22 protein-coding genes and 1 pseudogene are annotated in these 24,211 nt (G+C 41.2%); 13 read left to right on the forward strand and 10 right to left on the reverse strand.

Annotated elements, in window-relative coordinates; all coding sequences use genetic code 11:
- Positions 1 to 424 precede the first annotated feature (424 nt).
- The 6 genes from HWQ42_RS34435 to HWQ42_RS34460 all read left to right on the forward strand — a co-directional run bounded on the left by HWQ42_RS34435 (position 425) and on the right by HWQ42_RS34460 (position 7,492).
- The gene (locus tag HWQ42_RS34435; RefSeq protein WP_292820397.1) at positions 425 to 3,061 is read left to right on the forward strand and encodes an EAL domain-containing protein; all 2,637 of its coding nucleotides are present in this window, start codon (positions 425 to 427) and stop codon (positions 3,059 to 3,061) included.
- A 73-nt stretch (positions 3,062 to 3,134) separates the two neighbouring features.
- Positions 3,135 to 4,055, forward strand: coding sequence for a histone deacetylase (locus tag HWQ42_RS34440; RefSeq protein ID WP_292820400.1), 921 nt, complete (start codon positions 3,135 to 3,137; stop codon positions 4,053 to 4,055).
- Positions 4,056 to 4,557: 502 nt separating this feature from the next.
- Positions 4,558 to 4,695 carry a hypothetical protein gene (locus HWQ42_RS34445; protein WP_194041036.1) on the forward strand — a complete coding sequence of 46 codons (138 nt, stop codon included), beginning with the start codon at positions 4,558 to 4,560 and terminating at the stop codon, positions 4,693 to 4,695.
- A 177-nt stretch (positions 4,696 to 4,872) separates the two neighbouring features.
- Positions 4,873 to 5,319 (forward strand): tellurite resistance TerB family protein, encoded by a 447-nt coding sequence (locus HWQ42_RS34450; RefSeq protein WP_292820403.1) that lies wholly within the window; start codon positions 4,873 to 4,875, stop codon positions 5,317 to 5,319.
- A 263-nt stretch (positions 5,320 to 5,582) separates the two neighbouring features.
- On the forward strand, positions 5,583 to 6,938 hold the full coding sequence (gene murF / locus HWQ42_RS34455; protein WP_292820406.1) for a UDP-N-acetylmuramoyl-tripeptide--D-alanyl-D-alanine ligase: 1,356 nt from the start codon (positions 5,583 to 5,585) through the stop codon (positions 6,936 to 6,938).
- Complete coding sequence (locus HWQ42_RS34460; RefSeq protein ID WP_292820409.1) at positions 6,935 to 7,492, forward strand: GNAT family protein; 558 nt, start codon at positions 6,935 to 6,937, stop codon at positions 7,490 to 7,492. The genes murF and HWQ42_RS34460 overlap by 4 nt, the downstream gene beginning before the upstream one ends.
- Positions 7,493 to 7,632: 140 nt before the next feature.
- Here the strand turns inward: HWQ42_RS34460 and HWQ42_RS34465 are convergent, their stop codons facing one another.
- Together HWQ42_RS34465 and HWQ42_RS34470 are read right to left on the reverse strand one after the other, a co-directional pair.
- Positions 7,633 to 7,962 carry a hypothetical protein gene (locus HWQ42_RS34465; protein ID WP_292820412.1) on the reverse strand — a complete coding sequence of 110 codons (330 nt, stop codon included), beginning with the start codon at positions 7,960 to 7,962 and terminating at the stop codon, positions 7,633 to 7,635.
- 205 nt (positions 7,963 to 8,167) lie between these two features.
- Positions 8,168 to 8,569 (reverse strand): fasciclin domain-containing protein, encoded by a 402-nt coding sequence (locus HWQ42_RS34470; protein WP_094327870.1) that lies wholly within the window; start codon positions 8,567 to 8,569, stop codon positions 8,168 to 8,170.
- A gap of 168 nt (positions 8,570 to 8,737) precedes the next feature.
- On the opposite strand from HWQ42_RS34470, the pseudogene HWQ42_RS34475 reads away from it, so the two are divergent.
- Positions 8,738 to 9,674: pseudogene (locus HWQ42_RS34475) on the forward strand (putative 2-dehydropantoate 2-reductase).
- Between the two features lie 97 nt (positions 9,675 to 9,771).
- Here HWQ42_RS34475 and HWQ42_RS34480 read toward each other — a convergent pair.
- Positions 9,772 to 9,999: a hypothetical protein gene (locus HWQ42_RS34480; protein ID WP_292820417.1), complete on the reverse strand. Its 228-nt coding sequence runs from the start codon at positions 9,997 to 9,999 to the stop codon at positions 9,772 to 9,774.
- A 95-nt stretch (positions 10,000 to 10,094) separates the two neighbouring features.
- A complete protein-coding gene (locus HWQ42_RS34485) occupies positions 10,095 to 10,373 on the reverse strand; it encodes a hypothetical protein (protein WP_292820419.1) in 279 nt (92 codons plus the stop codon).
- 369 nt (positions 10,374 to 10,742) lie between these two features.
- Between HWQ42_RS34485 and HWQ42_RS34490 the strand changes: the two genes are divergently transcribed.
- Complete coding sequence (locus tag HWQ42_RS34490) at positions 10,743 to 13,100, forward strand: tetratricopeptide repeat protein (protein ID WP_292820422.1); 2,358 nt, start codon at positions 10,743 to 10,745, stop codon at positions 13,098 to 13,100.
- 16 nt (positions 13,101 to 13,116) lie between these two features.
- Here the strand turns inward: HWQ42_RS34490 and HWQ42_RS34495 are convergent, their stop codons facing one another.
- Complete coding sequence (locus HWQ42_RS34495) at positions 13,117 to 13,587, reverse strand: GAF domain-containing protein (RefSeq protein WP_292820427.1); 471 nt, start codon at positions 13,585 to 13,587, stop codon at positions 13,117 to 13,119.
- Between the two features lie 157 nt (positions 13,588 to 13,744).
- Here HWQ42_RS34495 and HWQ42_RS34500 point away from each other — a divergent pair, with 157 nt between their 5' ends.
- Positions 13,745 to 14,287 carry a Uma2 family endonuclease gene (locus HWQ42_RS34500; protein ID WP_292820430.1) on the forward strand — a complete coding sequence of 181 codons (543 nt, stop codon included), beginning with the start codon at positions 13,745 to 13,747 and terminating at the stop codon, positions 14,285 to 14,287.
- Positions 14,288 to 14,498: 211 nt separating this feature from the next.
- On the forward strand, positions 14,499 to 15,242 hold the full coding sequence (locus tag HWQ42_RS34505; protein WP_292820433.1) for a DUF561 domain-containing protein: 744 nt from the start codon (positions 14,499 to 14,501) through the stop codon (positions 15,240 to 15,242).
- A 121-nt stretch (positions 15,243 to 15,363) separates the two neighbouring features.
- Here HWQ42_RS34505 and HWQ42_RS34510 read toward each other — a convergent pair whose 3' ends face one another.
- Positions 15,364 to 16,512 (reverse strand): DegT/DnrJ/EryC1/StrS aminotransferase family protein, encoded by a 1,149-nt coding sequence (locus HWQ42_RS34510; RefSeq protein WP_292820437.1) that lies wholly within the window; start codon positions 16,510 to 16,512, stop codon positions 15,364 to 15,366.
- A gap of 320 nt (positions 16,513 to 16,832) precedes the next feature.
- Here HWQ42_RS34510 and fetB point away from each other — a divergent pair, with 320 nt between their 5' ends.
- Both fetB and HWQ42_RS34520 read left to right on the forward strand, forming a co-directional pair.
- Positions 16,833 to 17,609, forward strand: a complete 777-nt coding sequence (gene fetB, locus HWQ42_RS34515; RefSeq protein WP_292820440.1) for an iron export ABC transporter permease subunit FetB — start codon at positions 16,833 to 16,835, stop codon at positions 17,607 to 17,609.
- Between the two features lie 672 nt (positions 17,610 to 18,281).
- Positions 18,282 to 18,500: a hypothetical protein gene (locus HWQ42_RS34520; RefSeq protein ID WP_099099105.1), complete on the forward strand. Its 219-nt coding sequence runs from the start codon at positions 18,282 to 18,284 to the stop codon at positions 18,498 to 18,500.
- A 553-nt stretch (positions 18,501 to 19,053) separates the two neighbouring features.
- On the opposite strand, the gene ftsH3 is transcribed toward HWQ42_RS34520, so the two are convergent.
- The 4 genes from ftsH3 to HWQ42_RS34540 form a co-directional block, all read right to left on the reverse strand.
- Positions 19,054 to 20,895, reverse strand: a complete 1,842-nt coding sequence (gene ftsH3 / locus HWQ42_RS34525) for an ATP-dependent zinc metalloprotease FtsH3 (RefSeq protein ID WP_292741628.1) — start codon at positions 20,893 to 20,895, stop codon at positions 19,054 to 19,056.
- Between the two features lie 113 nt (positions 20,896 to 21,008).
- Positions 21,009 to 21,803: an aminotransferase class IV gene (locus HWQ42_RS34530; RefSeq protein ID WP_292820444.1), complete on the reverse strand. Its 795-nt coding sequence runs from the start codon at positions 21,801 to 21,803 to the stop codon at positions 21,009 to 21,011.
- A gap of 17 nt (positions 21,804 to 21,820) precedes the next feature.
- Positions 21,821 to 22,240: a GNAT family N-acetyltransferase gene (locus HWQ42_RS34535; protein ID WP_292820447.1), complete on the reverse strand. Its 420-nt coding sequence runs from the start codon at positions 22,238 to 22,240 to the stop codon at positions 21,821 to 21,823.
- A gap of 80 nt (positions 22,241 to 22,320) precedes the next feature.
- Positions 22,321 to 23,106, reverse strand: a complete 786-nt coding sequence (locus tag HWQ42_RS34540) for a hypothetical protein (RefSeq protein ID WP_292820450.1) — start codon at positions 23,104 to 23,106, stop codon at positions 22,321 to 22,323.
- 530 nt (positions 23,107 to 23,636) lie between these two features.
- Here HWQ42_RS34540 and HWQ42_RS34545 point away from each other — a divergent pair.
- Positions 23,637 to 24,146: a hypothetical protein gene (locus HWQ42_RS34545; RefSeq protein ID WP_292820453.1), complete on the forward strand. Its 510-nt coding sequence runs from the start codon at positions 23,637 to 23,639 to the stop codon at positions 24,144 to 24,146.
- The last annotated feature ends 65 nt before the right edge of the window (positions 24,147 to 24,211 follow it).

Raw genomic sequence — 24,211 nt, forward strand, 5'->3', positions numbered from 1 at the left:
CTTGCTTCCCTGTAAGGGTACAATTTGGAAATTTTAATTTTGAATTGTCAATCTGGGTATCCTAAGAAAGACAAGGTTAGATGATATAGGCGAAGGAAAAAAGTTTAGAACTTATGTATGAATAGAGAAAAAAGCTATAATTTCTACCACAAAAACTGATTGAACAATTAGCCATCTCATTCCATAAAAAGAAGAGTGCTGATTTCCGTTAGCGCTGAGTGCGGTCAATCAATGAAGAGAAAGGCTCGTCTACACCCTCATATCAATTTTGCGATGCCTGCGGCGGGCTACGCCTACGCAGATCGTGAGAACTTTGATTGAGTAAATTTTCCCATAAGTGCAGCCGGAAATTCTGGACTTATAGGAGCAGCCTTTTTCAGATTAAGACATAAATACTAATTATATAAGAATTTGAGGAACAGCCATGCAAGGAAATGAGCGGGAAAAAATACGCCATCTGTTGGTCATCCAAGACCTGGAAGGGCGGCGAACTGTCCCCTTGCGAGAGACTACTTATTCTCTGGGGCGGCATCCTGCAAACACTATTGTCTTGGCTTCCCGGTCAGTATCAATGCAACATGCAATTTTATTGCGAGTAACTGTTCCAGAAACTGACCAATATGGCTTCCAGATTATTGATGGCAACTATAAGGGTAAAGGAAGTACTAATGGCTTATTTGTGAATGGCAATAAATGCTTTTCTCATAATCTTAGGCATGGAGATATCATTGCTTTTGGCAGTAATAAAGCTCAAGCTAAATATTATGCTATTTCCAACATTTCCGAACAAGCATTTTCTGAATCTTTTGATGTTGAAGACTTATCTGGTTTCTTCTCAGAGCAAGCCAGTCCTGCCAATCCTTTTCAAACCTTAGCCATCGATCCCAGCTTTGAAGCAGCTAGTGAGTCCGCCCTAGCTCGCCTAGCATCCTTTCCTGAACTCATTCCCAATCCAATTATTGAGATGGATTTCGAGGGAAGAATTACTTATCTCAATCCAGTCGCAGCTATCAAGTTTCCCAATCTTAGGGAAGTTGGGACAAAACACCCGATCTTAACAGGACTCTTGATTGGAGTTAACAATCTAGAAAAAAATTCTTTTGTGCGGGAGGTGGAAGTAGGTACAGAAGTTTTTGAACAATCTGTTCTCTATCTTCCTGAAAGTGATTTAATTAGAACTTTTATTATTAGGGATATTACAGAGCAAAAGCAAGCTACAGCCGAACTGCGCCAGCGCGATCGCTTGTTACAAGCAGTTGCAGAAGCTGCCAATTATTTGCTAGGAGAAATGAATTACGAAACTGGTATCGATCGAGCTCTAGCTGTACTAGGCGAAGCTGCCAAGGCAGATCGTGCCTATCTCTTTCAGAACCATCTTCATCCTGTTACAGAGGAAATGGCAGTCAGCCTACGGTTTGAATGGACACAATCTTGTATTGAATCTACCCACCACCATTGGCAGAATCAGCCTTATCAAGATTCTGGATTAGCCCGTTGGTATACAGTTCTCTCTAGGGGCCAGTCAATTAACGGTATCACTCAAAAATTTCCTGTCACCGAACAAGAATTCCTGATTCGAGATGGCATTCAATCTCTTCTCTTAGTGCCTCTTCGCTTGGATAATGATTTCTGGGGATATCTTGGCTTGGCAGACTGTACCTTTGAGCGTCATTGGTCAAAGCACGAAGAATCTACTCTTTTGACGATGGCCGCCAGTATCATTGGTGCGCGGCAGCGTCAGCAAGTAGAAGAAAAGATTCGCTATCAAGCCCTCCATGACTTGCTGACAGGGTTGCCCAATCGTCTACTATTTAATCAACTGCTCAGTAAAACTCTGCCCAACGCCACTCGAAATGGCGAAAGTTTAGCTGTGATCTTCCTCGATCTGGATCGCTTCAAGGTCATTAATGATACTCTGGGGCACACTCTGGGAGACAAATTGTTACAAAGTGTCTCTCAAAGATTAAAAGACTCACTCAGAGGCGGAGATACTGTAGCCCGTTGGGGAGGCGATGAATTTACTATTTTACTCCCACGAGTCACCGATATTGAAGAGGTAACTTTGGTGGCAGAAAGAATCCTCCAAGCCTTAGAAGATGCGTTTCATCTCCAAGGGCATGAACTTTATGTGACTGCTAGCCTTGGTATTGCCTTACTTGATAACAACAGCCCTGACACCGAAACACTAATTCAGCACGCAGATGCTGCTTTGTACTACGCCAAGGACAAAGGGCGGAATAACTACCAATTCTACAGTGTTTCCCTGAGTGCTAAAAATCCTGAACTCCTGACTTTAGAAAAGAGCTTGCGCTATGCCCTAGAACGCAATGAATTTATGCTGTACTACCAGCCTCGTGTGAACATTGCCACAGGGGAAATTACTAGTATGGAGGCTCTGTTGCGTTGGCAGCACCCAGAGATGGGATTGGTCGCCCCCAGTGTGTTCATTCCCCTGGTCGAAGAAAGTGGATTAATTGTCCCCATCGGCGAATGGACTCTACAGACGGCCTGTAGCCAAAATAAAGCATGGCAAGATGCTGGGTTGCCACCGATTATGATCGCTGTCAATCTTTCTCTGAAGCAGTTCCGCCAACCCAAATTGTTAGAGACTATAGCTAGGATTTTACAACAAACAGGTCTGGAAGCCCGCTTTTTAGAATTAGAAATTATGGAAACCACAGCAATTGAGGACTTGGATTTTACCACAAAGGTGTTAAAGGAGCTACAGCAGATGGGTATTTACATCTCCATTGATGACTTTGGTACGGGTCATTCTTCGCTCTCGCGCCTACAGCTTTTGCCACTCCACAATCTGAAAATAGATAAATCTTTCATTCAATATTTGACGCAGGATGCCAAAGTAGCTCATATTATCAAGGCCATAGTTACCTTGGGACACAGCTTGGGATTAAAGTTAACAGCCGAAGGGGTAGAAAAGGAAGAGGAATTGGAATTCTTGAAATCTATCAACTGCGAGGAGGTACAGGGCTTTTTATTCTACCGCCCACTTTCTGCACAGAAAGCAACAGAAGTCCTCGAAAGTAAACGACTAACGATCTAGTAAAAGGGAAAACTGTTTGTACCAGTGAGGATACAATAACATTCATTGTCCTACTGTCGGCCTTTTTCGTCCTATGCTGCCAGTCATTTATTCCGACGAATTTTTAGATCACAAGACTGGAAAATACCATCCTGAAAAACCAGAACGTTTAAGTGCGATCGCCAATGCTCTAAAAGCAGCTACATTCGCAGATAAAATTACCTGGGACTTGCCTACACCAGCATCAGAACAGCCATCGCTGATGTCTTCGTTAGTTAAAGCACATAGCCCAGCCTACATCAAAAAACTTTGGCAAATCGCCTCTAGTGGCGGCGGCCCTTTGGATGGAGATACGCCAGTTTCCCCACGCAGTTATGATGTGGCATTGTTGGCAGTCAGTGCATGGTTAGATGGAGTTAAGGTTGTGTTAGGGTCGGCGAATCCAGCTTTTGTACTAGCGCGTCCCCCAGGACACCATGCTGAAAGTGATGCTGGGATGGGCTTTTGTCTATTTTCTAATGCCGCGATCGCCGCTTTATTTGCTCTAGAACAACCTGGAATTAAGCGTGTCGCCATCCTCGATTGGGATGTACATCACGGTAATGGTACTCAGTCCATTGTAGAGACTTATCCCCAAATTGTTTATTGTTCGTTACATCAGTACCCGTGTTATCCCGGTACTGGGAGAGCTACAGAACGGGGTTTTCACAATAATATCCTCAACTTGCCTGTACCCCCAGGTAGCGATATTACAGTATATCAGCCGCTGTTTGAAAAGAAGGTAGTACCGTTTTTAGCCAACTTTCAGCCGGATTTACTAATTGTGAGTGCTGGTTACGATGCCAATGCGGAAGATCCTTTGGCAAGTATCAATTTGCAGCCACAAGACTACGCTTTATTTACTGACTATTGTCTAGAGGTAACTCGTAAAATTCTGTTTGGCTTAGAAGGTGGTTACGACTTTGATACTCTTTCTCAATCAGTTGTAGCGACGATTGAACGTTGTTTGGTTTAGGCTTTCCTCGTCTCAATAACGCTCAAGTTGCTCAGTTTGTTCAAGCAACTCGATATGTGACACTTGCAGAACCTCCTTTTTCTAAAAAAGAGTTTCCCCATCTACCTAATGAAGAGCGATGGCCAAGTTCCCTAATGTTCCAGATAGCAAAGCCAGGTGAGACTTTTCTGAGTTGGTGGCATTGGACAACTGTAGCGGAGGGGACAAGGAGAATAACCCATACCCCTCAAGAGTTTCGAGTTGGGAATCTCGCTTTACTCAGGACTAGGAACGGGCTAAACCTTAGCTATCCGCTAACGGAAATCGGAACTGTTTTGCCCAATGCCCCATTCCCTTTTTTATAAACTTCATAGAATCTTCAGAAAGAAAAATTTTCAACGGGGTTATGAAAGAGCTAAAGTTTTGTTAAGATGCAATTGCTAGCAGTTTCTCACCGAAATTCACCTATCGGGGTGTGGAGAAATAAAAAGCACAAGCAGCACAAAGTTCAAAAGGTGAAGCAATGACCACCTATATTTTTTTCGATGAAGCCCTACGAATGCTGACCAACGCCTATTTGTTATCAGTAGTACTGTTAATGGCAGCTTCTGGTATAGGTTTGGCGGTGATTGAGACAATAGAAAAGACAGGAGAACGCTAAATTTACAGATGGCAATGTAGTTCCTGGCAAAAAGCTTTGGGTACAAGTGTTCGCCGTGAATAAATCCTGGGAACACTAAGGTATGAAAGTCTTATAGCGTTATAGTCTTACCTGGAAATCTACCAAATATACAGGTAAAAGTAGCGCTATTGGGACTCTAACCAAGGAGCTACTACAATGGGTCTATTCGACGCTGTGTTGGGTACAGAAAGCCAAACCCAAGCATCACTTAATCCAGCGGAAGCTTTTGCTGTCATTATATTGACGGCAACTGCTTCAGACGGTTATCTTTCTGTTGAGCAAGCAAATTCTATCATTTCTGTGCTGTCTCGGCTGAAACTTTTTAAAAGTTATCCCAATGAAATGATGAACAGGCTGTTTGACAAAATCTTGGGCATTCTCCAGGGTGATGACTTTAATGCTTTGTTTAATGCAGCAAAAGATTCTCTATCTCAAGACTTGCGGGAAGCAGCCTTTGCAGTAGCCACCGATTTAGTCTTAGCTGAAGGTATTATACCTGAAGAAGAAAAAAACTTCTTAAATGATTTATATCAAGCTTTAGGGGTTTCTAGTGAGATAGCAATACAAATTGTGGAAGTAATCTTGATTAAAAATCGCGCATAGAGTGATAGAACATAACTTGTTATGCCCATTATGTTTACCTGATTAAACTGTATAAATAGCTTATAAACAAAGTCTGGCAAGGAAGTTGAGCTTCTTTGCCACTATTTTTTGCTGTTCTTTGATTATTTATTGGCGATAATTCAATATCGTTTAGAGATATTGCATTACAACGTCTCTACATTGATAGTATAAATTATCTGATTTAAACAATATTATGTCATAATTCGATTTTATGATTTTGAACTTTAAATTGTAAATTGCTTATGCGTTGTTCTGCCACCCTAAACCAACTGGTTGAAGTTATTTTGGCCCATTCTGTAAACTTATCCGAAACTGCTTTAACACAAGTAACTAGCGGTATCCAAACAGATAGCCGTAACTTGAAGCCCGGTGAAGTATTTGTCGCTTTCCGAGGCGATAAGTTTGATGGACATGAATTTGTGCCAACTGCGATCGCAAAGGGTGCAATAGCTGCAATTGTAGATTTTGAATACGAAAATCCGGGATTTCCGGTATTGCAGGTAAAAGACACCCTCAAGGCATATCAACAAATCGGCCGATGGTGGCGCGATCGCTTTAATATTCCTGTAATTGGCGTAACCGGTTCCGTGGGTAAAACTACAACCAAAGAATTAATTGCCGCAGTTTTAGGAACAAAGGGACGAGTTCACAAAACTTATGGAAATTACAACAACGAAATTGGTGTCCCAAAAACTCTCCTAGAACTTGGTGCAGAACATGACTACGCCGTGATTGAAATGGCGATGCGGGGTAGAGGACAAATTGCCGAACTCACACAAATAGCGCGTCCAACAATTGGAGTAATTACCAATGTGGGAACGGCGCATATTGAGTTACTAGGTTCCGAAGAAGCGATCGCTGAGGCAAAATGTGAGTTGTTAGCCGAAATGCCTGCTGATAGTGTGGCAATTCTCAACCATGACAATCCCCTATTAATGGCCACAGCAGCAAAAGTTTGGCACGGAGAAGTTTTGACTTACGGCTTTTCTGGTGGGGATATTCAAGGGGAGTTAATTGATAACGAAACTGTGGAAGTCGGAGGAATCCAACTACCTCTACCTTTACCTGGTCGTCACAATGCGACTAATTTCTTAGCAGCTTTAGCAGTGGCAAAGGTGTTGGGGATCGATTGGGCATCCTTAAAAACAGGTGTGGAGGTGGATATGCCCACAGGAAGATCGCAGCGATTTACTTTATCTAATGATGTGGTAATTTTAGATGAAACTTATAATGCTGCACCAGAAGCCATGATTGCAGCGTTGCAATTATTGGCAGACACACCCGGAAAGCGGAAAATTGCCGTATTGGGTGCAATGAAAGAATTGGGAGAGCGATCGCAGCAGTTGCACCAGCGAGTGGGAGAAACAGTACGTAAGTTGAATTTAGACGGTTTGTTGGTTTTGGTAGATGGAGAAGATGCCGAAGCGATCGCTCAAAGTGCCGAAGGTATCCCATCGGAGTGCTTTGCAACTCATGCCGAGTTGGTGGCTAGGTTGAAGACATTTGTGCAAACAGGCGATCGTTTATTGTTCAAAGCCGCCCATTCTGTAGGACTAGATCGGGTAGTCAGTCAGTTACGTGCAGAATTTCCCAAATGATACCACTAGAAACCCAACGTCTTATACTGCGAGACTTTGTAGAATCAGATTGGCAAGAGGTTCATAAATACGCTGCTGATGCTGAAGTTGTGCGTTACTTGACTTTTGGCCCTAATACCGAAGAAGATACCAAAAACTTTTTGCAAAGAGAGATTTTATTGCAAGGCAAAGAACCCCGTCAGCATTTTGCTTTGGCAGTGATTTTGAAACCCCAAAAGCAATTAATTGGTATCTGTCGTATATCCGTTCAGGATACTGACAACCGAATAGGCTCTATTGGATACTCTTTTACCAAGGAATTTTGGGGACAAGGATATGCAACTGAAGCTGTAAAAGCAGTTATATCATTTGGTTTTCAGGAGTTAGGCTTACATCGCATCTTTGCCACTTGTCACCCAGAAAACATTGCCTCCGCACGAGTTATGCAAAACATTGGAATGCAGCAGGAAGGGTATTTGCGAGAACACCATTGGATTAAAGGAGAATGGCGGGACTCTTGGTTATATGCCATCCTTGAGCATGAATGGAGAGGCCTCAACATAAATCGTAATTGATAATTCGTAATTCGTAGTTACAATTCTTTTGGGGCTTGAACCCTCTTTAATTACGAATTACGAATTACGAATTAGTAATTATTTGGTCAAATGATGATTGATTTTCTGAAGTCTATCACCCATAGACGCCTGGATAGACTTCAGTTTGAAAGACTAGGGCTGTTGCTGTAGCGTCTTTGAAAAAGAATTGCTGCCAAATTAGTTACCAAACAAGTGATTGCTAGGCACAGCAAGATATAAGTAGGAGCCATCACCACGCCAATCATGAACCAAGTATATACGTGCAATATCATTACAGAAGCGAAAAAGCTAGCAATTCCAGCAGATTGCCACACTTGATATGATGGGCGACGCAACGCTACTAGAATCATTGTTGAAATTGTGACAAGTAAGTTCGCTGGTACGAGAAATGCACAAATACTTATGCAGTTGCCACGAGAGAACTCAGCGAGGGTGTTAAAATCCAGCATTAATTTGTTGGGATAGATGTTAGCTTTTTAAGAATTTAATTTACTTGATTTTAAAATAACGAAATATAGATTAACAGATGAGTGAGTAATCACATTGCAAATATAACATAAGTTAAAATATTCAGTTGCGTTTTGATACTACCAATAGTTAGTTAATTATAAAGATTTTGGATAACTAGGGTGGAAAACACCCACCCTAGCCGAATTAACCCGGTAAAATTACCGTATCGATAACGTGTACTACACCATTATCAGCTTCGATATCTGCTGCTAAAACTGTGGCATTTTTAACTTCAAAACCATCAGAAGAATGAATTTTAATGGGTGAACCTTCCACAGAATTAACCGTACCGAGTTCTGCTAAATCAGCCTTTAGCAGCTTTCCGGGAACGACATGATACTTTAAAATCCGTGTTAACTGGGGAATATTCTGTAACAGAGTTTGGATAGTTCCCGCTGGTAACTTGGCAAAAGCATCGTCATTTGGTGCAAAGACAGTGAACGGGCCAGGACTTTTTAATGTTTCTACTAAACCAGCAGCTTGTACAGCCGCCACCAGTGTTTTAAACGACTCAGCCGTAACTGCAATATCAACAATATCAGCCATATATCTTACCTAAATCTCTGCAAAAGATTTTAAAGGATAATAAACCTCTTTTAAGTTTTATTAAACAAAATAAATTTAAAATTAGGCGTTGAATAAACTACACCTAGACGCGTACTCTCGTCAGACATCATCTTATGATGTTTTTAGGAAAATTCCGTTATAAAAGAAATGTCCGATCGCACGTATGCCATTCTGGGAACTGGAGCATTAGGTGGGTTCTATGGCGCTAGACTGCAAAAAGCTGGGTTGGATGTCCACTTTTTGCTCAAGAGTGATTACGAACAGGTTAAAGAAATATGGTTTAGTGGTAGAGTCCAAAGACGGTGACTTTACCCTTCCTGAAGTTCATGCCTACAACGATGTAGAAAAGATGCCAGAATGCGATGTGGTGGTGGTAGCATTGAAGACAACGCAAAACCATTTACTACCAAAGATGTTGCCACCTGTAGTTAAAGAGAATGGCGTAGTGTTGGTATTACAGAATGGACTTGGTGTAGAAGAGGAAGTCGCTGAAATTGTTCGTAATGTAACTGTTATCGGCGGATTGTGCTTTTTATGTTCTAACAAAGTGGGGCCAGGGCATATACACCACTTAGACTATGGGCAAATTAACTTCAGTGAATATACCCCTAACTATCAGCCTAGTGGGATAACTCAGAGGATGCAGCAAATTGCTGATGACTTTGAAAGCGCTGCTATCTCAATTGAATTAGCCGAAGATTTACTACTAGCACGTTGGAAAAAGTTGGTGTAGAATATCCCGTACAATGGGCTTTCTGTGATTCTCAACGCTAGAACTGATGAATTAATGGCGTATGAGTACACCCGCGAGTTAGTCGAACAGTTGATGTATGAAGTAGCGGCAGGGGCGAAAAGTTATGGGCGGATTATTAGCGATCGCTTCATTCAAACAATGCTGGATTATACTGTCAAAATGACGCCTTACCGCCCCAGTATGAAAATTGACTACGACGAACAACGTCCCTTGGAGGTAGAAGCAATTTTCGGCAGCCCATTACGGAAAGCCCAAGCAGTAGGTGTGGATTTAGCGCAGATTAGCTGTTTATACCACCAGTTGAAGTTTTTAGATGCCACGAAAAAGTGAGGGAGATTAGGGAGATGGGGGAGAAAAGGGGATGAGGGAGACAAGAGAGGCAATTAATTCTTTACTCCTAACTCCTAACTCCTAACTCCCCCAATTTTTAACGCAGGGATTCAAAAATGACTGCTATTGTCATTAAACACAACAGAATAATTCCCAGTGGAAGCAAAAACTGTTGTAAAAGGTACAGCAGTATGGGTATGATTTGTAAGATACCCAAACCACTGGATAAAACGTAAGCGATCGCAATGCCGAATAGCACCAACAAAAAATATTTTAAGGATTTCGAGGCAAAGCGAAATAAAAGCGTATCCTGATTTGCGTCCATAGTTTTACTCACGAAAGTAGCTGAATTTTGGGCAACGAATATTCTTTTTGATTCCCCCACTCCTCCTTAAAACAGGCTGTGGGGAATCAAAATTATTAGTTTTCTAATTGGATAATTGCCTTGTTCGTTGAATTATTTAAAGACTGTTGTTGCTTTTGTAGATTGTCTTGCTTTTCATAATTAACTAATAGTTGAAATGAAATAAACAAGCCCAACAACAGGAGCAAAAACGAGCCAAACCCAGAGGAATACTTATTTATTTCTCGCTCAACACCACATTTGAGGCAGACATATCTATTGGGATTACGTGTATCTTGGGCAAAAGGGCACTGATTTTGATTGCAATCATGATGACAATCTTTGTCTAACATCATTGAACCTCCTGTAAAGTAAAGACTTACATACTTAGTTGTAAATACGCTCTACAGAATCTAGTTAGTTAATACCCACTGCCTGTTTAGTAGACACCACTTTCATGAGTAATTAATATGGCACAGTAACAGCTGTGATTTACTAAGCTTGCAGTAGTAGCGCTCTCTAAATCTCTCCTCAACCACTTTTTATTGGCGCTTAACTTAACTTTGCCTGTATTACTTACAAGAGTAATACAACCCCAAAGGCTTTGCAGTCGGATAAAGTAAATTCCCTACCGAGTAGGAAAAAGTATTTTGTAGTATGCCAAGTAGGAAGAAGTAGTAAAAATATCGTTATAATGAATTACAAATGATACATCAAGTTAGCAAATGGGTGTAGAAGAGGCCTTAGAGTTTGTAGATAACTTGGTTTTTCTCAAGACGGGAGAACACTTAGATAAAACTCAAAGGATTATCTTGCGTCATTTGTGGGAGGATGAAAGGCGGACTTACCAGGATATTGCCAACAGCCTTCGTTATACAGAAGCGCATTTAAAATCAGTTGGCGCAGAACTTTGGCATTTACTATCAAAAGTGCTGGGAGTGAAAGTCTCCAAATCTACCTTCCAAGGGGTAGTTCAGGGATTTAGAACAACTCAACAGTCGCTAAAAATCAGCTATATTCCCAATTTAGAGGGCAATGGCACTAAACCCCAAGATTTAGATTCTAACTTTGTAGGGCGCGATCGCCAAATAGCCGAACTCCACACCTTAGTCAGTCGGGGAGAAAAAGTTATCCTCATCCAAGGTGAAGGTGGTGTTGGCAAAACAAGATTAGCACGCAAATATTTTAAAAGTCAAAAATTTAATTTTGTCCTAGAACTGTGGATGGCCACAGAAATCCAAAACCTTACTCCTGTAGAGAGTGTGGTTGAAGAATGGCTACGGCGATACTTTAACGAAGAACCGGGAGGAGACTTTGGTATCAGCTTAGAACGACTACGGCGCAAACTTCGAGAACAAACTTCTAAAATTGGCGTATTTATCGATAATCTAGAAACTGCTCTCGATAAAAATGGCAAGTTTCTAGAATATCGTCGCCCTTATGTTGAGCTATTGAGAGTATTAGCAGATTCGGATGTGCATTCAGTTACTTTAGTAACAAGTCGTGAGCGTTTACGCGAATCTAGTGTAGAGGTTCATCTCTATCCACTTGAAGGTTTAGATGATGAAGCATGGCGAGAGTTTTTCAGTAGTTGCCACATCAATTGTGATTGTACTATTCTCGGTGAAATGTGCAGAGCTTATGGAGGGAATGCCAAAGCAATGCAAATTCTCCGAGGAGCAATATTGACAGATTTTTCTGGTGACATACACGCCTATTGGCAGGAAAACTGTACAGATTTATTAATAGAAAGAGAGTTAAAAGATTTAGTCGCCAGTCAATTTACCCGTCTTCAAAAAAATGACTTAGAAGCCTATAGCCTCCTGTGTCGTTTAGGATGCTATCGTTATCAAGATATTCCTTCATTATCGATAGAGGGAGTTTTATGTTTGCTTTGGGATGTACCAGAGCAAAAACGTAGAAGTATAATTAAAGCTCTGCAAGATTTGTCTTTAATAGAAGCAAAAAAAGGACAATATTGGCTACATCCGGTAATTCGTGATGAAGCAATTAGTAGATTAAGATTAGTCAGTGAAGAATGGGAATTAGTAAATCGAAAAGCCGCAGAATGTTGGACGCAACGAGTTACAAAAATCAAAAATATTACAGATGCATTAACAGCTTTAGAAGCTTATTATCATTATGTAGAAATTAGTGATTTTGAGCAAGCTGGTGATGTAATTTTACAAGGGCGAGGCAAACAGTGGAGTATAGGTTTGCCTTTGGGTTGCTCTTTTTACCAACTGGGACTGCTCCAGAAAAATTTTTCTGTCATTAAACGGATAATAGACGATATAAAATCGCAAGAAAGACTAATTAGACTTTACAATATCCTTGGCTATACATATCGAATTATCGGTTGCATTAGAGAAGCTATAGAATGCTATGAGAAATCAGAAGAAGTATTAGGCAAATTAGATGTCAAGCAAACAAAAATATCTATTTTGTTCAATACTGGACTTTGTAAACTTGAATTATGGGAAATAGAAGCAGCCGAAGATTGTTTCAATTCTGTTTGTAGCCTTGCTGAACAGAATAGCAACCTTGATGATTATATGACTTATGGTCAATGCTGTCTAGCTTTGATAAAATCACGCCCTGGTAGTGGAGAAGAAGCCTTTCATCTTGCTGAAGTTGCCTTTTCTACGATGTCATCATCAGCTAGAGTAACTTTATGGGGAATCGGGCATAGTTTAGTAAGTCTCTGCTTAACTTATAAGAATTTAGGTAATCTTAAAAAATCCTTTGATCTGTGCCAACGAGCTATATCTCATGCTGAAGAAAACAACTTTACCCAAATCAAAGCTAAAGCTATAAGTTCTCTGGCTGAACTTTTTAGAGAACAGGGAGAATTTACCAGAGCAATTTTTCATCATTCAGAAGCAATAGAAATTCTTGATAAAATCGGTGCGAAATCAGACTTAGCTGAGGCTTATTATCAGTTGGCATTGACTCATAAAAAAATGGGTGAAATTGCTAAGAGTAGGGAAAGTTTTGTCCAAGCAATCGCACTCTTTAACGAAATGCAAGCACCCAGGCAAGTTGAGAAAGTACAAACAGCAATGGAGTATTTTGAAAAATAAGCAATACTATTTGATATTAACTGACGATTTTCCAGCTAATGGCCTCTCCAATCTCTATCAGTGTCTCTTCCTCTTGAGGAGTAAATTCGTAGGGAACTGGCTTGGCAATGCCCAAGATACCATGCAATCGACCATTCAGCATCAGCGGCACTGCGATGGAACCTTCTACCTTCGTTTCTTTTGCTGAGGGTCTAGCCACTCCTGATTCGTCGGTTTGCAGGTTGCAAATCTGTACGGGTCGCTTGCGTTCGGCGGCGACACCAGCCATTCCTTTACCAATGGGAATTAGCGTCATTTTAGGCAAGAGTAATTCTGGAATGCCTTGGTAAGCCTTTAGGTGCAATAACTGGCTGTCTTGATCTAGAGTATGGATGCTACCTGTAGAGCAGTCGAAAGCGTTCAGGATTTCGGTCAGCAGCCGGTTCCAGTCGATGGCAGACCCTTCATCAGTCAGGATAGCAAAAATGGGTTTGATATCTGAAGTCATAGTCGCAAGAAATAAAGTTTGATCGTAAACGTAGAAAGTAATTAGGAAAATGGCGTTGCATAATCCCGTGAAAAATGAGGAGAATTCATGGGGCGATCGCACCTAGAGAGGTCTGTTGTCTCCATAATTAATATAGAGACGTGTAACTAGAGGTTTTATGTCCCTAACACTTGAAGACTTGGAACAAATGCAGCAACAGCATCCTGACTTTCGTATGGAACTAGTCAAGGGTAATATTATTGTTATGAGTCCATCAGGATACGAATCAGATGAAGTCGCAGCCGCGATGATTGCCCAGTTACATAACTGGGTTAGACCGCGCAAACTTGGACGAACAGCAGCTTCTAGCGCCGGTTTCAGGTTGCCTAATTCCGATTTGCGCGCACCGGACGCTTCATTTGTTTTAGCCGAACGCTTGCGTCGTAGTCCCAAGTCTTTTGCTCAATTGGCTCCCGATTTGACTGTAGAGGTGAAGTCCCCTAGCGATAATTTAGAGGATCTGAGAGCCAAAATTCAAGAATTTCTGAGTTTGGGAACTAAGGTAGGAATTTTGCTCAATCCAGATGAGCGGATTGTTGAAGTTTACAATTTTGGACAAGAGCCAATAATACTTCGTGATGGCGATATTTTAACAGTTCCCGAACTGCTCCCAGGATGGGAAGTACCAATTGCAGATTTGTGGCCTCTAGAGTTTGACTAGAATAATGGTGAAAACCCTACAGACGTAGATAGATCAGATTATAAGTTTATGCGATCGCTTTCAGTACAGATGGCAAAACTTTGGTTAGTGGCGGTAAGGATAAAATTATCAAAAAACTATCAATATTTGGCAACTACCATAGTGATTTAGTCCCCAATCAACTGAGGGACGGTAGAATATACCTAATTTTCGTAGCTTCAAAAGCCAAACTATGACGATGCATTCCACACTCCAACGTGCATTTACTAATCGCCGCGTTCTCAAAGTGATCAGCGGTTTGAATAACTTCGACGCTGCTAGCGTCGCTGCTACTGTCAAAGCTGCTGAATTTGGCGGTGCTACTTTTGTCGATATTGCCGCCGATCCAGCTTTAGTCCAGCTAGCTAAAAGTTTGACAAATTTACCTATTTGTGTTTCAGCAATAGAGCCAGAGAAATTTGTGCAAGCTGTCGCAGCTGGTGCTGATTTAATCGAAATCGGGAATTTCGATTCCTTCTATGCTCAAGGACGCCGCTTTGAAGCTCTGGAAGTACTAGCACTGACTAAGCAAACCCGCGCTCTCCTGCCGGAAATCACCCTATCTGTCACCGTTCCCCACATCCTGGAACTAGATCAACAGGTACAGCTAGCAGAAGAACTGGTAAAAGCTGGAGCAGACATTATCCAAACCGAAGGCGGTACCAGCAGTAACCCAGTTCACCCTGGAACTCTAGGATTAATTGAAAAAGCTGCTCCCACCTTGGCAGCAGCTTTTGAAATTTCCCGTGTAGTGTCAGTGCCAGTATTATGCGCTTCCGGCATTTCTAACGTTACCGCACCATTAGCGATCGCGGCTGGTGCTGCTGGCGTTGGTGTTGGTTCCGCCATCAACCAACTCAATAGCGAAGTCGCAATGATTGCCGCCGTGCGTGGACTAGTAGAAGCCTTAGCGACTGCAAATGTAGTAATGAGTTAAGAGTGATGAGTTAGGAGTGATGAGATATGAGTTATGAGTTATGAGTTGAAGAAACTTATTTATTCAAAACTTCTAACTTCTAACTCCTAATTTCTAACTCCTAACTCCTAACTTCTAACTTCTAACTCATAACTTCTTTCAACGCATAAATCACCTGGTCTTGCTGCTGTTGTGTCAGTTCTGGGAACATCGGTAAGGATATAACCTCATGGCAAGCTTGCTCTGCTATTGGTAAGTCCCCAATTTGATAGCCTAGATTTTGATAAACTGGCTGCAAATGTAAAGGGTGGGGGTAGTAAATCATTGAACTCACGCCCTGTTCTTGCAATTGACTACGCACCCAATCTCGATATTTGGCGCTAGAACCATTTCGCCCTTCGCCGGATATGCGAATAGTGTATTGATTCCATACCCCAATACCCCCAGGTAATTCTTGGGGCGGGACAATCCCCGCAACTTGACTAAGGTACTGGTAGTAATAGTTGGCAAGATCTCGGCGGCGATCGTTCCAAATATCTAAATAACGTAGCTTAATCTGCAAAATAGCTGCTTGGAGAGCATCTAATCGGCTATTTACACCTATTTCCTCGTGCAAATATCGAATCTTACTACCATGATCTCTTAGTATTCGCAGTTTAGTGGCGATCGCTGGATCGTTAGTGGTTATTGCTCCACCATCGCCGCAACCACCAAGATTTTTGGTAGGGTAGAAACTAAAGCAACCAATATGTCCAATGCTTCCTACTTTTTCATCAGCCCAAATCGCGCCTGTAGACTGAGCGCAATCTTCAATTATTGACAAATTGTGAGACTGAGCGATCGCCATTAATGATGTCATATCCACAGGTTGCCCAAATAGATGAACCGGGATAATCGCTTTGGTTCTGGGTGTAATCGCCGCTGCTACTTGCTCTACATCCAAATTAAACGTAGTCGCGTCAATATCAACGAAAACAGGCTTTGCACCCACGGCGCTAATCACTTCAGATGTCGCAATAAAGGTGAAAGGCGTTGTAATCACTTCATCGCCTGCACCAATGTCCAAGACTCGTAACGCTAAGTAGAGCGCATCAGTACCAGAATTACAAGCCACACATTCAGTGACAGTATTATAAGCGGCAAACTGTTGTTCAAAGCCTTCGACTAAGGGGCCGCCAATATAGCGGCCGGAAGCCAAAACCTCTAACACAGCTGCACTTACTTCTGCTTCGATGGTGGTGTATTGCTGCTTGATATCAAAGGCAGGGATGGGATTTACACTTTGGATCATGAGTTCTCATTTTATCGGGAGATACAAAGGATGCACTTCGACAGTCAATTTTTGCTGATTGAATTGTGAATCAAAGAGGAGCTACTAAAAGACTATCGCCCAAGATACGCATCTATTAGGGTTTTTACTTAAATTGTGGTGCGGTAAACCACCGCACATTTAATTTACAGATAGTAGGCATACTAGGTGTTTGCCATGTTAAGGTCGTACCATTTTGAATTGATGAAAGTGATATATATCAACCAAGATCCAACACATCCGATCAAAGTTCCAAATGTGTGGGCTGCTTTGAAAAGAAAATACCAGGAGATAGAGAACCCATGCAGGATCTAATCAAGCTGGATTTTGTGGATTTAGCTATTGCTGTGGGATTGATGGCGATCGCCATTGGTTTATCTGCCTGGGAAAAATTAGGATTAGAGTTGAACTTAGCCCTAGCTACTGGGAGAACCATCTTACAACTTCTTGTATTGGGATACATTTTAGATTTCATCTTGGCTTTAGACAATGCTTGGGCAGTTTTGGCGCTATTAGCAATAATGCTGACAATTACGGCGATTGTCGCACGAAATCGCATCAGCCAAAAAATTCCTCATCTGTTGCCTTTGGTATGGGGTGCAATTTTAATTAGTACCGCCGTAACAGTGTTTTACACTAACTTCTTGATCATTCAACCCGAAAGATGGTATGAACCACAGTATATAATTCCTTTAGCAGGGATAGTCTTAGGTAATGCTACTAATGCTGCTGCGATCGCAGGCGATCGTCTTGTCAGCACCATTAATTCCAGCCATCTCGAAATAGAAACTCATTTAAGCTTAGGTGCAACTCCAGAGCAAGCAGTTAGCCAGTACCGCAAAGATGCTATCAAAGCCGGATTGATTCCTACCCTCAATCAAATGATACTCATAGGTATGGTCGCAATACCAGGAATTACCACCGGACAGTTATTAGCTGGTATCAAACCTCTAGATGCTGTCTCCTACGAAATTTTGATTATGTTTATGGTTGCTTTTGCTAACTTGTTGACAACAGTTTTAGTCACAAAGGGGTTGTGTCGTCAATTTTTTAATTCTGCCGCGCAGTTGGTGAGATGATGAGTGCTGAGTGCTGAGTCAAGAGTGCTGAGTTGAAAGACCATTCACCTTTCTCTACAAGATGCTACGCGTAGCTTGCTTCTCCATTCGCTGTACCGTAGGTAAAGAGTACGGCAGAGCTACGGACATCGCAAGGGAGACTAATACATAAGTACTGAGTACTTATTAATTTACTCAGAACTCAGCACGGGCTAAACGCCCCGCTACCGCTCACGGAACTCAGCACTAAGTAGCGTGAAGGAATTAATCTACTCCAAAATAAGTATTTCATTTCCTTGTAGGGGCGTATAGCTAGCTGTGCGCCCCTACAAAGTCTCTACACATTGAAGTATGAAGATATTTTGGTAACGCATCTATCCTACGGGGTATTTTATACAAAGCATAAATAAATATTTATATAGTTATTTAAAAATCATGTGATTTCAGTATTCAACCCTGACGCTGTAAAGCTGAGAACTCAATGTATTGCTGTCTATCGGAGGTAACAGAACCAAAAGAGGAATGTCATCATTAGGAGATGTACCTTTGGGTAGGGATGTCAAGTAGGTGAAATATTTATTAATATTGTTAATAGATAGTAAATGTAAATTCAGCGTCAGGAATCCGAAAAAATTCCTAATGGCCGGTATTTCGCATCAATCATCAGATTGTTCACCAACGGAACAGAAGATTATGAAAGACCAAAAACCATCAGACTCTAAGCAATTCGTCGGAAATCTCAAGAATGGGATTTGGCTGTTTGGGCTGTCATCCTGGGTATTTGGCATTACCGATCGCAGTATTGCTTCATTTGCAGATGGCTATCTATCTGCTTTGGATTTGACGCAACTATTTACGGCGGCTACATTCTTTGTGGCATGGCTATTTTTGAAACCCACATCCAGAGTGTAAGTTAACCAACTGATTAGTATCCAGTCACTCTTGACGCTAGTCCGATCGAGGTTTAGAAAGTTGTTTATTTAATGCCATAGGGGGTGCGCGACAGAATGCATAAATTCTTTTGCATCATCGCAATCAAGGTAATTCGTAAAATTTCCGAATTACCCTGATTTCAAGTTCTTACGAGAGAGAATCAGGATCTATACCAAGTTCATGCAAGCTCTGTGCCAGAATTTGGCCACGTTCTGCTGGCGTTAGTAATTTGATTTTGGTGTATCTAAAAAATTTTTCTAATTTTCCGGAATTGATTATGCTCAGGTCGTAGTCTCTATCAGATTAGCGATTTATACTGAAACTCTATAACGAACCTTCGGGGAATATAACCCCATTACGGATTAAAAGCCCGGTCTTCATGGCCGGGCTTTTGACAATAAATTAAAAAAATTGGGGGAACTCTGGAAAATCCCAGAATTACCCCAAATTTTAAAAGTTACGGATTGTTCTTAACTCCTAACTGTTGTAAAGACGCGATTAATCGCGTCTCTACTCCTAACTCCTCATTAAATTAGGCAAACGCAGCAGTTGTCACATCGTTATTCGACAGAATTTCTTGCAACTCTTCAGCGTCTACTGTTTCTTTATCAACCAGCATTTGCGCTATCTCATCTAAAATGTGGCGGTTACGCACCAACACTTCTTTAGCGCGTGTATAAGCTACATCTACAAGTTTGCGGACTTCTTCATCAATGGCAGCGGCGGTTTCTTCAGAAAAATCGCGCTCTGACATGATATCTCGTCCAAGGAACATATTACCTTGTTGACGACCAAGGGCAACAGGGCCTAAGCGATCGCTCATCCCAAATCGGGTAATCATTTGACGTGCAACCCGTGCAACTTGTTGTAAGTCATTAGAAGCACCAGTGGTAACTTCTTCTTCACCAAAGATTAATTCTTCAGCAATCCGACCACCCAAAGCTACAGCCATCTGATTTTCTAGATAAGCGCGGCTGTACAAACCAGTGTCCATCCGGTCTTCGCTGGGGGTAAACCAAGTTAAACCACCTGCACGACCGCGAGGAATGATGCTAATCTTTTGTACTGGGTCATAGTCTGGCATCAAAGCACCAACTAAAGCGTGACCAGCTTCGTGATATGCTACCAAGGTTTTGCGCTTTTCGCTCATTACTCGGTCTTTCTTCTCTGGCCCAGCTAATACGCGGTCAATAGCGTCGTTGATTTCATCCATCGAAATTTCAGTCAAATTCCGGCGTGCTGCCAGAATTGCGGCTTCATTCAACAGGTTGGATAAATCTGCACCAGTAAATCCAGGGGTACGACGGGCGATTTTATCCAAATCCACATCTTTCGCCAAGGTTTTGCCACGAGCATGTACCTTGAGGATTTCGCTACGTCCGGCATAATCGGGACGGTCTACCACAACTTGACGGTCAAAGCGACCAGGACGCAACAAGGCTGCATCTAGAACATCAGGACGGTTGGTAGCGGCAATAATAATGATGCCAGTGTTGCCTTCAAAACCATCCATTTCGGTGAGCAACTGGTTGAGGGTTTGTTCCCGCTCATCGTTTCCACCGCCTAAACCGGCACCCCGTTGACGACCTACGGCGTCAATTTCATCGATGAAGACGATACAAGGAGCATTGGTTTTAGCTTGTTCAAATAAATCGCGGACGCGGGATGCACCCACACCAACGAACATTTCGACAAATTCTGAACCGGAGATTGAGAAGAAAGGTACACCTGCTTCACCAGCTACGGCACGCGCGAGGAGGGTTTTACCTGTACCAGGAGGGCCAACTAACAACACACCTTTAGGAATTTTTGCACCAACGGCGGTAAAGCGATCGGCGTTTTTCAGAAAGTCTACGACTTCGTTTAATTCCAACTTGGCTTGGTCAATACCAGCAACATCGCCAAATGTCACCTGAGTTTGTGGTTCCATTTGCACTCTGGCTTTGGATTTGCCAAAGTTCATCGCTTGGCTGCCTGGGCCACTTTGAGCGCGACGTAACAAGAAGAATAAGCCAACCAAAAGCAATACAGGGAAAAATAAGCTGCTCAGTGCCTTAAACCAAAATCCTTCGTCGGTTTGGGGCAAAACAGAAATATCAACGCCTTTAGAAGTCAGAGTATTAATCAAGTCTGGATCGTTGACTAAGGTAACAATCCGTTTAGCTGGATCATATTTGGGTGTAACCAGTGCTGTGGAGCGATCTGCACTCAAACTGACTTTTTCTACTCTGCCTTGCTGAACTTCTTGAATAAAGCGACTGTATCGCCATGTCTCTCTGCTTTGGGGTTGTTTGTCAAAAAATGCTGTTCCCAGCGCAATTACGACAATAAACAGCAGCGCGTACAGCCCTGCATTTCTCCATCTTTTATTCACTAAGGTCTATCCTCCGGTATTTTTCGCGCAATCGCCTAGCTTCTCTGCTCGGAAAGGTGATTATTAAGAATTATGTTAACTTATCTTAAGATATAACAAATTTGGCGTGGCTGTCATGCTAAAAAAAGCTCCCTTATTAGCTGAAAACTTTGATGGTAGGGATTACATTGTAGCGACCCTGAAGGCAGATGAACTGTATGAATGGGAATAATTTCTACCACACTATTAGTGTAGGCGATCGCTTCAAATCTCTGGACTAACTCGACGCTCCAAGTTTCTTCTCGCACTGGCTGCTGGTGGTTTTGCAACCAGTTTACAAGTTGCGATCGCCCAATTCCCGGCAAAATTCCGGACTTTATTGGTGGCGTGTACCAACTGCGATCGCACCAGCCCCAAAGGTTGCCTGTACTGGTTTCTAGCCAATTTCCTTGAGCATCAACTAATATTGCTTCTTGAGCATCTGAGCTAGTTTTTGCCAACCAAGCACTCAAATAGTTTCCAGTTTTATGAGAGGGGAGCGAGCGAGAAAATTCTGAACTGGCAACAGCGCACGAAATACCATTCTTTTGTTTTTCTGTCAAATTTTGTGGTAATAATCTACCAGTTATCCATTCCCGTCCATCGGGAAAAACGGTAATTCTGAGAACGGGGAAGTGTGTGAGAAGAATTTGGGCGCCTTGACGCAGACGGTTCCAATCGGGTTGCTGCCAACCAAAAGATTGTATTGAGAACAGTAAGCGCTGGCAATGTGCTTGCCAATTAGTTAAATTACTATCTAGGGAGTTCTCATAAACCCGCAATGTTGTAAAAACAGTTGCCCCAAAAAGTAAACCCGGATCGTTAATGTTTAATTCTAGGGTTTGAGAGTGAATTAATTTGCCGTCATACCAAAAAATATTATTTGTCACAACCAAATTGCTTATTGCTACAACTCCATTGAAAAGTGATGACTTGTAATGCTCATACGCTGCATGAGATAAAACCTGTGGGCTGCATATCGCTGAACACCAGAATCAAGACTCAGGTGTTTACATTCATGATTTTTGGCATATTCAATTAGCCACTGAAATAATTGTTGACCGTAGCTGTGTGACCGTTTCAACTCATCAACAACTAAATCATCAATGTATAAAAACTTCCCCGATGCTAAACAATTAGAAATGCGAAATCCGGCGACCGCTACAGCTTGCTTTTCTACTTCCAAGAATGCAAGTTGATATCCTTCCTTCATTTGATATCGAACTTGTTCTACAAACTTAGTCTGTTCAATGTAAGGGCGCAACTGAGAGATAACAAGAAAACAACCTAATATTTGAAAGTCAGATTCTACCAATTTTATTGACATTAGTATTACTTTACTCAATCATGTATGAGAAACTTGAAAATAATTGAGCGAATAGAATCCTCGATTACACTTGCAATAATTTAATCTTTAGGAGGAAATATAATTTTATTAGTACCTTCAGGAGTCGTAACTATTTTTCCTCCCAAAGCTTCGATTTCCTTAATTGCGCGTTTCTGAGTTCTTTCATCAGCATGATTATTTAAAACCATTGACCATGTAGAAATTTGAGCATATTTACTATTAGGATTTCGGCTCAGAAATTCAGCAGTTCTTTGGGAAGTATTAGCTACAAGTTGACTTTCTGGATCTGAAAATTTACTCGACCAGTTTGCAGCTGTTGCAAACGACTGTTGGGCAGCTTTCGCGTTTCCTAAAAATAATAACTCATCAACTCCTTTATAACGCCAAACGTAATAAGACCTTTCGGGAACTGAGGGAGATAGCGATTTTAAGCCTTTTTGTGATATTGCGATCGCACGTTCTGGCATACCAGCATATAATGAAGTACTGATCGAAAGACTGTGATAGGCTGCTAAAAATCGCGGGTCACGTTCTAGAATAACTTCAAAATATTCTGGACTTAAACTGTAACCTGTTTTATCCCGAATTTCATCATCTCCAAAATATTGCAGAAAATTGAGATATACCAAATCTGCGATGAAGTTATCATAACCAAAGCTAGGCGTTTTTTCGAGAAAATTCAGACGGATATTTTCAGATTTTATTTCTTCTTTTAGAGTTTCTAAAGAGGCAGATTGTTTTCTATTTATTAGTTTTTGCAATTGGGGGAATTGAATCAAGCCAACTCCTAAAATACACATACAAATTACAACAGGTGTAGCAAAACTCTGACGAGATAACAACATATTTTCTTTATCTTTATCATCATATTCATATTATTGTATACATACTGCTATCAGAAAAGTCACCCCCATTTGTGAGTCTGCGCTTTGCTAGAGCAAATAAAAAACAGGTTGACTAAAATAAATGAATTCAATGGTGAGTATTACTTTATACGTAATCTTGCTTTTGTTCTGAGACATACTTTATGTTTCTTTGTTCATAAGTAATATCTAATTTCTACAGATTAGAACGAAACGCCCAAAAGCTAATTAAATAAATCTTTCAGAGTCAACGCCACTTAAAACAGTGGAAAAACCTTGCAGCATCGCTGGACTTATTACAAACCGTGGCTCCAAAATCTAACACGGTATTATTCTTTTTCTAAGATAAATTTGACTTTAGGAAAATCATAACTTTTTTAGTAAAGATTGCTTTAATTATTAAGTTGTTTTGACTTTAGTTACTTTTTTTTAGTAAAAGCCTTAAAAATTTTGACATAACCTAAACTTGTATCTTGTTTATATTTAAATCTGTCTGTAACCTCTAAAATGTCATGGTGAATAATACTTTTAACGAAAACGCAGAAACTAATGGTCAATCCATAGAAAATGGGGAAAGCAATAGTCAATTTAGCAAACCAAGTAGTGAATTTAAAAGAAAAGTTAAGAAGCTAAATACTAAAGGAGAAGGATTCAAGATTGATGACATTATTGATGCTATTCAAACAGCAATAGTTGAAGTTATCGAGCTAGAAATTACCACTTGGGTTCCAGAATCATCTACTCAGTTAGAAAATCCCCAAGGGCAGCAAGTTGCTCAACCAGGTAATCGAATGCACACTATAATCAATCTAATTGATGGTGATATAACTAATGAAGTTGGTAGTGAATTTATTGGTAGTGGGCCATATACAGAACTTCGTGAATTTCATCTAACTCAAATCAAAGAAAGTCGGGAAATTATGCAAAAAAATATAGAAAGTTTGCAGAAGTTGTATGGATTTTTTATAGAAATTATGAAATCTAGTAAAACTTCACAACAATCGCTATCTCGTCCCCAGTAGTTGATATTTATTAATTGATATTAACCCAAAAATACCTATAGGATATGAGCTTATCCTAACCTGTA

Origin of the sequence: Nostoc sp. JL23, assembly GCF_017115065.1 — a bacterium.
GTDB lineage: Bacteria > Cyanobacteriota > Cyanobacteriia > Cyanobacteriales > Nostocaceae > Nostoc > Nostoc punctiforme_A.